This window comes from Bradyrhizobium sp. 25ACV (assembly GCF_054863005.1).
This window is the reverse complement of record NZ_JAVAYO010000002.1, coordinates 536,597-549,355: the sequence shown is the minus strand read 5'-3', so window position 1 is coordinate 549,355 and position 12,759 is coordinate 536,597. Positions and strand designations below refer to the sequence as shown.

Below are 12,759 nucleotides of genomic sequence, written 5' to 3'. Positions count from 1 at the left end.
TGAGAAAGGAGCTCGCCTATGCTGACCGAGGCGCAAAAAGTGAAATGGCAACAGGACGGATATCTCCGGCTCGAGGGCTTTTTCGATCCAGCCGCTCGCGATGGGATTTCCACTTTCGTGGACGATGTCGCGCGCTGGGATGTAAGCGTCGACAAATGGATGATGTGGTTCGAGAAGACAGCCGGCAATCGCAAGATTATCTCAAAGGTGGAGAACTTCTTGGATTACCATGACGCTCTGCGCGAGGCGCTGTTGGCCGACGGCCGCATACGCACGACTGTCGAGACGCTCCTCGATGAGGACACGCGGATGCTAAAGGAGCTGCTGATCTTCAAGTATCCTGATAGCGGCGGCTACCGCCCGCACCAGGACATTTATCATATCCCGCACAAGATACCGGAACGCATGGTGCATGCAGTGGCAGCCATTGCCATCGACGATTCGGAGCCTGACAACGGCGGTCTTTTCTTCACGCCAGGTCGCCATAAGGAGGGAGTGTTTCCAATGGATGCCGGCGGTGTGATCAATCCAGAGGTCGCCGAGACCTTCACATGGGAACCGGTGTCATGGAAAGCCGGCGATGTGTTTATTTTCGACGATTACGCCCCCCACTATTCACTACCAAATAAGAGCAATCGCCCCCGCCGCGCTCTCTATCTGGTGTTCCAGCGCGCATCGACTGGAGGTCCAACGCGTGCCGAGTATATGCGCATGAAGCGCGCCTACAACCCACCGGAAGGCAAGCTATCGGATCCGGAAAACCTGAACGCCCCTAACGGCATATTCTATCGCGATTGAGTGCCGATTCAGAAGGAAGGACTGTCGTGCACACCAAGCAGATCGATCATTCATTGATGCGAACGGAATATGGCGTGCTGGTCTGCCGTCTGTTGGAGCATCTTCCGGATGGTCTCAGCCCCGGCTTCGGCGCCTCGGTGGTGGAGGTCGCACCCGGCGGTGCGGTCGATCTGCACGGGCACCACGAGCACGAACTCTGGGTGGTGGTTTCCGGGCATGGAGAGTTCGAAGCCGACGGCCAGATGAGGCCGGTGAGCGAGACGACGTTGTGCTACATGCGACCAAACCAGCAGCACACTATCCGCAACGTCAGTCAGGACAGTCCTCTCAAATTTCTATCTATTTGGTGGGATTGACATGCGGACCTATTTTGTCTGTCCCGCTCCCCCTTGCCCCAACGGCAAGCTGCATCTCGGTCACGTCGGCGGCGTATACTTACTCGCCGATATGTTCAAGCGCTTTCAGCGTATGGCCGGCCATCGCGCGTATTATATTACGGGTGCGGATGAGCACGGCACGTACACGCTGGTGAAAGCACGAAAACTCGGCCAACCGGTTAGCCACGTCGCACAGAAGCACATTCACGACATCTTGCAGTGCTTGCGCGCGGTGCAAATCACGCCTGATGCGTTTGTGCGTACATCTAGCGAGACCCACAGAGAGAATGCGCTGGCGATTTTCCGCGAGTTGCAGGAGGCCGGCTATGTCGACGTGCGCGACGGTGTCCAGCTCTATTGCGAACACTGCGACGAATTCGTGGCCGACTCGCTGGCAGTTGGCACCTGTCCGGCGTGCGATGCGACGACCGACAGTAATTTGTGCGAAAACTGCGGCCTAGCTGTCCAGCACGACACCCTACGCGACGCGCGGCACACCACGTGCGGCAGCACACTTGGGCTAAGGCCGATCAAGCAGGCCGTGTTTGATATGCCCCGGCTGGCTCAGGCGCTGGACAACGCTATTGGACAAAGCGCTTGGCCTGGGGTTATCCGCGACAAGGCGCGCACTTGGTTAGCCGGCGCCGTACATGGCTTGCCGATGTCACGCCACTTCGGTCATGGTGTCAAGCTGACACAGCCTCAACATTTGATTGGCCAAACCCTCCTCACATGGTTTGAGGGCCTGTGGAGTTTCGACACTGGAATTCGCGAGCTATGTGCCCGTGACAATCTGGACGCCCACTCGGCATTGCACGATCCGAACACCCAGCTTTTGTTTTTCATGGGCCAGGATAACCGATTCTACTACACGGTAGGTGTGACAGGCACCCTGCTTGCGCGCGGCTACCCAATTCCCCAAAATCATTCCGTCCAGGACTTCTACAAGCTCGAGGGCGAAAAGTTTTCGACCAGTCGTGACCATGCCCTTTGGACCGATGAAGTGACGCGAGAGGTCGACGCCAGTGTACTCCGCTACGCACTGGCGCGCGTGGCCAAGCCATTCGACAGCAATAAGAACGACTTCGATGTTGACAGCCTGATCATGGCAGCGTCACGCCTTCGGATCTGGGAGGATGCGTTACGCCACTCAGCCAACAACGCACACACAGTGGACAACGAGCCCCTCTGCCCTACTCTCCGCAGCCTGGTTCAGCGTTATGCCGATGCGATCGAGTCACTGCGTTTCTGGGATGCGCTTGATATCATCGACATGTACCTCGAGGTGGCCGACTTTGCGCGCGAGGATAATGGTATGTGGAATGCTGCGAAGGTCTCATTGTTCCTAAGTCTGCTTTATCCCGTGGTACCTGAGCTAGCGATACGCTACGGTCAGCATTTCTTCGGCGCAGCCTGGCAGCCGTCCCTCGAGAACCCTGCTGCAACAGCTGCCTTGCCGAGCGCGAGAGTGGACTTCCCGTATTTCAGTGCGGCGGTATCTGCGAACTTCATTGCAGCGTACAACACGCGTTTTCGCACAGAACAGGTGAAGCAATCTGTTTGAGAGACGAAACCATGACTTCGCGGGCCTCCAACCGCAGCGCTCTCGCTCAGGACTTTGCCCCGTTCTCTTACTCAGGTGCGAAGCACGCCATCAATTTCGGTTACGGCCTGCCCGATCCGGTGATGTTTGCAGAGCTGGCCTGGCCGGATGCATTTAACCGAGATACCGGCGTGGCCTCCACCGATCTGCCGCAGTATACGGATGCGCTGGGTTTACCCGAGCTCCGTACAAAGCTCGCAGGGCGCTACCGTGTGCGCCATGACCAAGTTATCCTTACGGGTGGCGCTTCACAGGCGTTGCAATTGATTGCCGACGCTTGGATCGACCCAGGCGATGTGGTCCTGACCGAGGAGCCGTGCTATTTGGGCGCACTGCGAACGTTTTCGATCGTAGGTGCGAACATCCTCCAGCTCGGTATGTGCGCAGAAGGGGTCGATCTGAATGAACTCGAAGCAACGTTGCGTAGTCATACCCGCGTGAAGCTTTTCTATACGACGCCAGCATTTCATAACCCGACTGGGCGCCAGATGTCGCGCACCCATATGGCCCGGGTCGCCGCGCTGCTGGACCACTATGGCGTGGCGTTGGTACAGGATCTTGTGTATGCGGAGCTGCCCTATAACGGCACGGTTGATTGGCTGGCACCAGGCGGCAACGTGATCAACATTCATAGCGTCTCCAAGGTCGCCGGACCGGGGTTACGGGTAGGCTGGGTGCTTGCGGAGTCGGACATCATCAACGGGCTTGCACGGCTAAAATGCGATGGCGGCGTAAGCCCCATCGTCAGTAATATCGTTTTAGCGTTGTTGCAATCGGGCACCATTGATGCGCACATTGCGCGCTTGCGCCAGCATTATCGTGCCAAGCGGGATATCCTGCATACACTCTTGCAGTCCAGCCGATTTTGCGAGCCAGAGTATGTCGTACCAAGCGGTGGATTCTCGTTTTGGGTGCGGTTGGCTGCTGGTCTCGAAGTTGAGACTTTCATTGAGGCTGCACGTCGCGAGCACGCCGTTCATCTCATAAATGGTCGCGATTATGGCCCACGAAGTGGCGATCATGTACGCCTGTGTTTTAGCTATCTCCCCACATCGCTCATTGAGCAGGGCCTGGCGCGATTGGGGACCTTGCACGCGACCTAACTAAACTCCACACGACATAACGTCGCCTGCTCCCGCACGGCTTCCAGCGCGATCTTTGCCTTCAGTGCCGCGTCGATCTTGCGTCTGGTCTTCGTCGTCATCATGGGCTCCGCCTATCAAACGGAGCGGCCCCTTCCAACTGAGTACGTGGCCCCACAATCGGGGTACATTACAATCCAACTGACCTTGTCGGATATCCTTCAGTGTCGATTGTCGGTTTTGAGACAGTTCGAGCAATGTGACGCGACGCACGCTTCAAGGCTCTTGAAGATGCTTGGATCAAGGCTTGCAGAAGCGCCAGTTTCAATCCGGCACGCTATTTGCGTGTTGGAAGGATATCACTGAGCAATCGGTGATGTGGGGCGGATTCAGCGCCTGACAATACCCGCCGTTGCGCCACCGCGCTTGTAATCGGAACGAGGTGGTGTGCAACGGGACGCCTGGACGGTTGCGGTCGCGGTCGCTCACAGCCTCGTCGGGATGCCCTCGGCGGTACGAACACGAAGACTCTTGCGTACGACAGGACAGTGTCCCGTACGCAGAAACATAGCGAATAGATGGAAATCCTCATGCAGCCTATTGAACGAGCCGCGTTTCCGTATCCGGACCACTGGCGCTCCAAGTTCGAAGATTTGCCCTTGTTGACAGAGGGCGAATCGAAGGTGATCCGCGTTATCGACGATCAAAGCGTCATCGTGCGTTTAAAGCCCACGTTGTTTTCGTACTCCGCAAATCGCGCTGCCACAGTTGAGGGCACCGACTGGTTACGCCTACGCATCAGCGAGCGGCTTTGGCGGATGCTAGAGACTGAGGGCGTGCCTTCCACGATCGTTCACGTTGGTGAAGATTATTACATCAGTCGGCGAGTTGCGGCTCCGCCTATCGAGGTCATCGTGAAGGCCGCCTATGTCGGGACACCAAAACATATTTACCTCGGGTTGGAGACTTTCCCAACGCGTCATGGCGGATACCTCCGACCCGATCAGCGACACGAACCCTATGTGCGCTTCGATTGGCGCAACCCACTACCACATCGGGACGAATGCATGCCGAATTGGCTGGCGGACCGCTTCATCGATACGGATGCTGCCAGGCCTTTGGCTTTGCGAGCCTTCAAGGCGCTGGCGAGCGTCTTGGCATCGTGCGAAATTGAACTCCTCGATATTTGCTTTTTTATCACCGCCGAAGGCGATGCGATATTTGGCGAGGTTTCACCAGACTGCATGCGAGCCAAGCACGCGTCAAATGGTTTAGACAAGGACCTTTGGCGCAAAGGCAAAGATCCAGAAACTATTCTCCGCCAGTGGCGAGCATTTCTAGATCGGCTCAAAGCGCTTCCATGAAGATGAGCAACCCAGGAGCCGTCATCTTTGACTGGGGTAACACCCTTTGCGACTATCCATTGCGGACCGAGGCCGAACAGGTTGAGTTCTTGCATGATTTTCTCACCGATCCGTCCAGCTTTACAGATTTGGCCACCGTCACAGCGCCGAGATCCGTCGCTAGCGCAGCGTTGCAGGCGCTGAACAGAGAGCGCGAGGATTGTCGTGTGGTTTCTTTCGCCGACCGGTTGAGATGCGTACTGGCACCCGACATGGATGACGCGGATGCAGCGCTACTCGAGCTGCGCCTCTGCAAACGAATCTTTGCTAGTGGCCAGCTCATGCCAGAAGCGGAGACAGTCATTGCTACCCTTCGCCAAACGGGCTACCGGACGGCGATCTTGTCCAATAACCTTGGGGAACGAGCCACAGGTTGTGGCGAGCCGAGGTAGGTCGGCACACAAACGTCAGCCTCAACTGCGATCTTGTCATGTTCTGCGGCGATTGCGGTTATCGCAAGCCCAGCCAAGCCGCTTTTGAAGCCTGTTTAGACCTTTTGAGTGAGGCGCCAGACAGCGTCATCATGGTAGGTGATAGCTTTCGCTCGGATGTTCTGGGCGCACGCGGCGCGGGATGCCGAGCAGTCTGGTTTTGCCGTGACGCCTCGTTGCCAAAAGACGAATCGGTCGCTGTCATAACGACGCTCGATGACATCATTTCGCTCCTCGGCAAGGGTGCATAAGCAGTACCGGTAATTTCATTTCTAAGAAGCGTTTGTGACTCCGGATGCCGCTGCGCCACACTCAGATTGAGCACGACAGTTGGTGCGCCGGCAAACCGGCAAGGAGTAGGTAGTGGACATCCACTGCGAAGAAGCAGTAGGTGCTGCTCTTCGCTCTTTACCGGCACGAATTGCATGCTCGGTCGCGTCAACGCCTCGCAGATTGCTTCTGCATCCGCCGCGTCGTTCTTGCCGCGCCTGAGGTGGGCCTTGACGTAGCTCGGCGGCACCAGCCAGACCTGGTGGCCGAGCGCGATCAATTCGCGCGCACAATGGCGCGCAGTCGCGCACGCCTCGAGCGAGCCCGGCTAAGAACGCAAGCAGATCGAGCGGTCGCGCAGAAAGGCTGGTTCGTCTCGATGGCCACAATCACTTGCCAAAACTCGTTCCCGGTCTGACATTCGGGCGACGGGATCGAGGTCAGTCAAGCCACAGCCGCCGCCTCCTGACCAGCCAAGCCATCACCAGACTTCGGCGATAGCTCGCGATTACGCTGCAACCAGCTGAGCGGTTGCGCGAGGAACGATTATAGCAGTGAACGCAGGCTCACGCGCCTCCCAATCATGATAGGGGGAGCTGCGCTCCGGCTTGCGATATTGTTCGACCATTCACACCGATCAATCGCTCGCAACCGAAAGCGAAATGATCGGTCGGTCCATCAAAGATCGTGGGAAGCTCTCAGAGCCATCATGGGAATTCGCCCAGGCGAGCGGAGGCAAGATGAGAGGTTAAGGCCGGAGGGAGATCATGAATACAATATCGGCAGGTCACGCGCGCGATGGGGCATATGATGTTCTTCTGAGCGATCTGGATGTCAGCGACGTCAAGCGCTTTCAGGATGACAGCATTTGGCCCTACTTCGAGCGGTTACGAAAGGAAGATCCCATCCACTACTGCAGAGATAGCCCCTACGGTCCCTATTGGTCCATAACAAAATACCACGACATCGTTGCAGTCAACATGACTCACGGAGTGTTCTCGTCAGAGCAAGGCGTCACGATCGTCGATTTGCCGGAGGAGTATCGGACTCCGAGTTTCATCAAGATGAGCCCTCCGAAACATGGCGAGCAGCGCAACACGATCAGCCCGATAGTGGCACCGGAGAATCTGGCCAAGCTCGAGGGCTTGATCCGTCGGCGAGTTAAGGCCATTCTGGATGGCTTGCCGCGCAATGAAACCTTCGACTGGGTCGATAAGGTCTCGATCGAGTTGACGACGCAAATGTTGGCGACGCTGTTTGATTTTCCATTTGAGGATCGGCGGCTGCTGACCTATTGGTCGGACGTCGCCGCCACAACTCCGCGAACTGGCCACGAGATCGACACCTGGGAGAAGCGACGGGCAGTCCTATCCGGGTGCCTGGACTACTTCACAAGACTTTGGAACGAGCGCAGAAATGCCGAGCCCCGCGCGGACTTGATTTCGATGATGGCGCACTCACCGGCGACTCGGAATATGGAGCCACGCGAATTCCTGGGCAACCTCATCCTGCTGATCGTGGGCGGGAATGACACCACGCGCAATTCGATGAGTGGAAGCGTATTGTTCATGAATCAGAATCCGTCCGAGTTCCGGAAGCTACGCGGGAATCCTGTGCTCGTGTCGAGTGCCGTCTCCGAGATCATACGCTACCAGACGCCGATCGCACACATGCGCCGCACCGCCATGGTCGATATCGTGATAGGCAACAAGCATATCAGACGAGGCGATAAGGTCGTCATGTGGTACATTTCCGGGAACCGGGACGATGAGGTCATTGACCAGGCTGACAGCTTCATCATCGATCGGAAGACTCCACGGCAACATCTCTCGTTCGGGTTCGGTATCCATCGCTGCGTTGGAAGACACCTTGCGGAACTGCAGCTGAAGATCCTTTGGGAGGAGATGCTGGACAGGCGCCTTGACATCAAGGTTGTCGGCGAGCCGGAACGAGTCGCATCCAACTTCGTGCACGGTTATTCCGCCCTCCCAGTGCAGATGGCAGCTTAGGGAATAGGCTGCTCCTTGCAATCGCCCTGAGAGAAGCCAGAGCTTGCAACCGTGAGTCGGTCGGAGCAGTTCTACTGCTGGGAGAGGATTCTCTCAGTCGCAAGCATTTTTGGCCTCGATGGGACTCCCCTGCATTGTCCCTTCTCCCAACAAACACGCGCCGCTACAGTGATAGAACGAGCTATTTTCCTGTAGACGGCAGCGGCGTCGTGTCGGTCCGGGTGGGCAGCATCGGATAATCGATCCTCGGCAGCTGCCCAGTCAGCGAATTCAGAAATGCGACGATATCGTTTTCTTCCTTATCGCCAAGCTTGGCGCCAAGCTGAACTTCAGCCATCACACCAACGGCTTGCTTAAGGCTCCAAACCTGACCCGAATGGAAGTATGGCGGTCGCAACGCGACGTTACGCAACGGCGCTGCACGAAAAACGTACTCGTCGCCGGGCACCTTGGTGACCGCGAATCGGCCCTTGTCGACTGTCGGAAGCAGGCTTGTGCTTGGCCTTTCGACCGCGCCAAAAGGAAAAAACGCCTGACCACCGACGTTGATTCCATTGTGACAAGAGGAGCATCCTGTTTCCATGAATAGCTTCAATCCTGATTTTTGCTGATCGTTGAGAGCATTCGCGTTGCCTTCGAGATATTGATCAAAAGGGGCCGCGGGCGTAATAAGAACCGCCTCAAAGGCCTCGATCGCCCGCGCGAAATTGTCAAAGGTGACCGGTGACGCCTCATCTGGAAACGCCTTTTTGAATATGATCACATAATCGCTCATCGAGCTTAGCGTGTTGATCACATGCTCTGGGGTCGCGTTCATTTCGACACTCGCCTGCACAGGGCCCTTTGCCTGCGCCTTGAGATCCGCCGCCCGTCCATCCCAGAACTGCGCCACATTGAATACCGCATTATAGACGGTTGGGGCCCGACGTGGCCCCAGTTGCCAGCCGTGACCGACCGACGTCGGACCGGCATCTACTCCGCCCGTAGCTAGATTGTGGCAGGTATTGCAGCTGATTATCTGGCTACCTGACACGCGCGGATCGAAGAACAGCATCTTGCCGAGTTCGACCTTTTCGTGGGTGACCGGGTTGTCCTTCACCGCAGGAACGACCGAGGGGATCGGCTTGAATGTTCGCCTAGCGGCCTTCATCAAATCATCTTCTGCACCAGCGTGTGATGTGACCAGCATCGCAATGGCTGCAGCGCACAACTTCCGTACAAGGGGGTATTCCAGGATCACGCACTTCTTTCTAGTAAGTCTCATCGGTAGCAGTTCTCATTGATGCTCTGGGGAATTGAAAGGCACGACACCGTGTGCGGCTATCCTGCATGGCGTAGTCCGGTCGCGCGAAAGCACGTCAAGCCGGACTACGTTGTGGCTATTTGCGGTGTTCGATCTGATCGCGGGGCGCAGGCAGCGCCTTTTAGACTGACCGGACCGCGGCGTGAATCCAGCTAAGACAACTCTGACAAGGATATCTTTCCTTCTGGTCTACGAACATGATTCGGGTGCACGCACAGTCTGCGCGAAGTCGAGAGCCAGCTTGATCGAGACGATTCCGTGCACACAGGCCTCCGCAACTTCCGACGACCGGGAGTGAGAACAGCAAGACTTGTACCAGTTATGGCGCTCGCGAAATCAGCGCAAAACCGCACGCTGAGCACATCGTATCGCACGATCGGAGCGATTGCAGCCTATGTCGGAAATCGGACACCGCTGGTTTGAGTAGCCGGAACACTGGCAATTATCAAACGAACCTTTGGCCGGGGATGCATTTGTTCGATGGCCTTACGACAGCAAGGAAAGTGCACGAGCGCTGCGTCCACCAGGGATACGAACCACAGCGCTTACGCTGGGACCGCTAAAGTGAAAATATCGGGCACGCCTCGGTGTTGAGATGGATGTTCGAAAGTTGGCGCCCAACGAACATCGCCTTTCCTCGCATCCGCAGCGTAGCCATATCGGGCTGCAAAGAGGGCCTCCAACAACTGCCGAGAGCTGCTCTGGTCAGCCCGCCAGACCCGGTCGAGCTAACAGATGCCGGCCACGAGCGCGTCTTCTTCGAAAGGTCAAATGGCTCTAAAGTTTGGGCGGAAGCGAACGCCCCGCGCGACCCTGTTTGTTAGCCTGGATCTCTCCCCCCGAGGGCCGCGAACCGTACGGCGCGCTCAGCAGCATCAGAAAGAGTGCCCTGTGAGCTTCATAACGCGCACCGGATCGGCTGCTTCTTGACCCTGTCATGACCAGCGCGCCTTCGGTCGTGCGAATCGACCACAGCCATCTTCGTCCACGGCGTTCCAAGACAACGTCGAAGATTGGAAATCGATCAAACATGTCATCAGCCCCTCCGCCGCCCTCGTCTGGAACGAGACCCTCAAGCCAATGAAGCGTCTGCGCATACGACGGCGCGTAGGCGTGGGCAGCCATCATGTGCGGCCACTCCGAGCCCCAGCAGCGGTTTCGGCCGCAGCTCCTGCAGCATCCTGGCCGCGGCTGCCTGGGCCCAGCCATCTGGGACGCGTCCGATCCCCGACAGCTTCACCAACACCTTGGCTCCCCCGCGGGCGCTGTCCGCGAGTCCGAAGCCGTAGAAGACCAGTCGATGGCCGTCGGCCAGCAGCGACTCTGCCAGGTGCTGAGGTCACCCGATACCTCCAGATGCAAGCCCAGCTGGAGGCCGGGCTGAAGGGATTCGGCCAGTGAATCGGGATCGGTGAGGATTAACGCCAAACCCACGGCACCTGATCGACCCCACATCTCCAGCACCTCAGGCGCCAGCGCTTGCACGAGAGGCGCAGTGAGTCTCTCCCATCCGGGTCCGGCTCGCCTGGTGGAAGGCTAGCTCAACCAGGACCAACCCGGTGATCTCCGATTCTCGCGCGTCGCCTTCCAGCGTTTGCATGGAGCCGTCGATGATGGGCGCAGCCTGCCGGCTCTCCCGACGTAAGGCATGCACCTCGCGGTCGATTCTCATGGCGCCCCCTCGCCGCAGAGCTGAGCCGGTGCAACGCTCGTAAGGCAGGAACTCACAGACAACACCAGATCCTCGATAACAGCGCGGGGTAGAGATTTTCCGGCTTCAAACAAGCAGCCGGCGGTATCCTGCCGCGCGCCCGCGCGATGGAGACCGGCCGCCATGATCTCGCCGATAGGCCCAACTCCTGGCATGGAATGCTCACGCGCGATTACCAATAGGGACTCGCTGCAGATGCTCATCTTGGTCGTTTGCCCGGCTGTGTAATATTGCGGAAAACGATACGGGATGCAGACAAGTCAAAACAATCGGTCCTGTCGCGGTTACGCATTCGGAAAGACCCGGCACTTTGACCTCATGATCGTTTCGCGCAAATAACCCCAGAACCCTTCGCAGCACCGTGCGAACATTGTCATTCGCTGAGCCAATGCCAGCGCGGGCGTGTGTCTCGATCGCGACGCTGCGTCGGCCGCCACCACATGCGCGCGCTCGGCTCTGGGCGCAAAGGCCCCACACGATATTTGCGCGTGCGGCGTATTTCTTTGGTAGCACCGAATTTCCTCCGCCACACTCGCCTAGAGAACCTTACCAATCCGGATAGCACATTCACTTCGCTGCAAGCCGGCAGCCCAGTCGCAAAGCACGCAGAAATACAGCTCTTATTGCTAAATTGCGCAGTATTTCGAAACAAGATCCCTGTTCGCGCCCTTACAAAAGCGCACGCCGTCGAGCTTTAGGTCTGTGGCGATTGATGCGACGCAGCCCGCGGCGACGCATCCAATCTTTATGGACTCCCAAAAGTTGTAGAAACATGACATGCAGCAAAACGAGCGCTCAATTCCGGGCACTCGTAATTCGAGAGACTGCATCATGGCGAAAGTAGCTCCTTTTCATTCAAAGAAGCCAAATACAAAGAACGTCTACCACGACAACGATAAGTGCACCGAAGGCAACAATATCGAGAGGCAATATCTAGCCTCTGGCACGGGCGGTCGGCCTAAGTGTGAGCACTGCCAGCGCTTGAGTTAGTCCCTTTATCCCTTGACCGTGGTGTGGAAGACCAATTCCCACCACGGTCCTTCTAGTTGTCCTCCCGAAATCCCATACACTTGTTGAACGCGTAACACCGGAAGCCCGCACTCCATTGCCACCGCAAAAGTGCGGTACCGGCCCAAGCTCCGCCATGGAATTTGCCGCACTCGCCGGAAAGCCCATGTTCGCTTGGCGATGACCTCGCAGAAGCGTGAGTCCCGATAGAAGCCGGGCTCGGCGGCAATGTCCTCTTCCGGTAGATCGCAGCGTCACCTACCTGCGCTTGAGTTCGCGGTGCACGGTTACGCAGTCGCTCTTCGGCAAGCCGCCGCTGCCCGTCGCCGGCTGATGACGGATCGGGCAAACAGCCGCGCTTCCAAGACCACGTCGGTCACATCGTCCGGCGACTAACAACTCAGGCCCACGGCCCCGAAGCGCCGGACCGCCACCCGCATCGTCGAGGGTGCCGCCCGACCCGCCGCGCAATCTCGCGGCCTGGCAGTATGCCTGCCTTCATCTTCATCACCCGCGCACATGTCGCATTGCAAGCCTCTGCGTCGGCAACCATGGTCCCCCGTTGCAAGCCGAAAGGGCGACCGTATGGGCGCCAGAAGAGGCCTCGTCACCCCGGGGCGACATCATCGCGGAATCGTGGGCGACATCTTCTTCGAACAAGAGCGACTTGAGTTCAGAATGATGGGTGAGATCATCTCGGAACGGGTGGGCGACATAGACCGGACTCCGCACTCCGGGTCACGCTTCAAGATCGAACAGCATTC

General features: G+C 57.6%; 9 protein-coding genes and 1 pseudogene. 8 read left to right on the top strand and 2 right to left on the bottom strand.

Going from position 1 to position 12,759, the window contains the following annotated elements:
- Positions 1 to 18: 18 nt before the first annotated feature.
- From RAD04_RS06325 to RAD04_RS06295, 7 genes are all read left to right on the top strand, one after another.
- Positions 19 to 798: a phytanoyl-CoA dioxygenase family protein gene (locus tag RAD04_RS06325; protein WP_461623055.1), complete on the top strand. Its 780-nt coding sequence runs from the start codon at positions 19 to 21 to the stop codon at positions 796 to 798.
- 26 nt (positions 799 to 824) lie between these two features.
- On the top strand, positions 825 to 1,154 hold the full coding sequence (locus RAD04_RS06320) for a cupin domain-containing protein (RefSeq protein ID WP_461623054.1): 330 nt from the start codon (positions 825 to 827) through the stop codon (positions 1,152 to 1,154).
- Between the two features lies 1 nt (position 1,155).
- A complete protein-coding gene (locus RAD04_RS06315) occupies positions 1,156 to 2,739 on the top strand; it encodes a class I tRNA ligase family protein (RefSeq protein WP_461623053.1) in 1,584 nt (527 codons plus the stop codon).
- A gap of 11 nt (positions 2,740 to 2,750) precedes the next feature.
- On the top strand, positions 2,751 to 3,881 hold the full coding sequence (locus RAD04_RS06310) for an aminotransferase-like domain-containing protein (protein ID WP_461623052.1): 1,131 nt from the start codon (positions 2,751 to 2,753) through the stop codon (positions 3,879 to 3,881).
- A 569-nt stretch (positions 3,882 to 4,450) separates the two neighbouring features.
- Positions 4,451 to 5,224 (top strand): phosphoribosylaminoimidazolesuccinocarboxamide synthase, encoded by a 774-nt coding sequence (locus RAD04_RS06305; RefSeq protein WP_461623051.1) that lies wholly within the window; start codon positions 4,451 to 4,453, stop codon positions 5,222 to 5,224.
- The gene (locus RAD04_RS06300) at positions 5,221 to 5,655 is read left to right on the top strand and encodes an HAD family hydrolase (RefSeq protein WP_461623050.1); all 435 of its coding nucleotides are present in this window, start codon (positions 5,221 to 5,223) and stop codon (positions 5,653 to 5,655) included. Before RAD04_RS06305 ends, RAD04_RS06300 begins: the two co-directional genes overlap by 4 nt.
- A 38-nt stretch (positions 5,656 to 5,693) precedes the next feature.
- A complete protein-coding gene (locus tag RAD04_RS06295; protein ID WP_461623049.1) occupies positions 5,694 to 5,945 on the top strand; it encodes an HAD family hydrolase in 252 nt (83 codons plus the stop codon).
- Between the two features lie 131 nt (positions 5,946 to 6,076).
- Here RAD04_RS06295 and RAD04_RS06290 read toward each other — a convergent pair.
- A pseudogene (locus tag RAD04_RS06290) lies at positions 6,077 to 6,283 on the bottom strand (IS110 family transposase); the annotation flags it as partial.
- Positions 6,284 to 6,731: 448 nt separating this feature from the next.
- Here RAD04_RS06290 and RAD04_RS06285 point away from each other — a divergent pair.
- Complete coding sequence (locus tag RAD04_RS06285; protein ID WP_461623048.1) at positions 6,732 to 7,973, top strand: cytochrome P450; 1,242 nt, start codon at positions 6,732 to 6,734, stop codon at positions 7,971 to 7,973.
- A gap of 181 nt (positions 7,974 to 8,154) precedes the next feature.
- Here the strand turns inward: RAD04_RS06285 and RAD04_RS06280 are convergent, their stop codons facing one another.
- Positions 8,155 to 9,162 carry a cytochrome-c peroxidase gene (locus RAD04_RS06280; RefSeq protein WP_375849172.1) on the bottom strand — a complete coding sequence of 336 codons (1,008 nt, stop codon included), beginning with the start codon at positions 9,160 to 9,162 and terminating at the stop codon, positions 8,155 to 8,157.
- Positions 9,163 to 12,759: the final 3,597 nt, after the last annotated feature.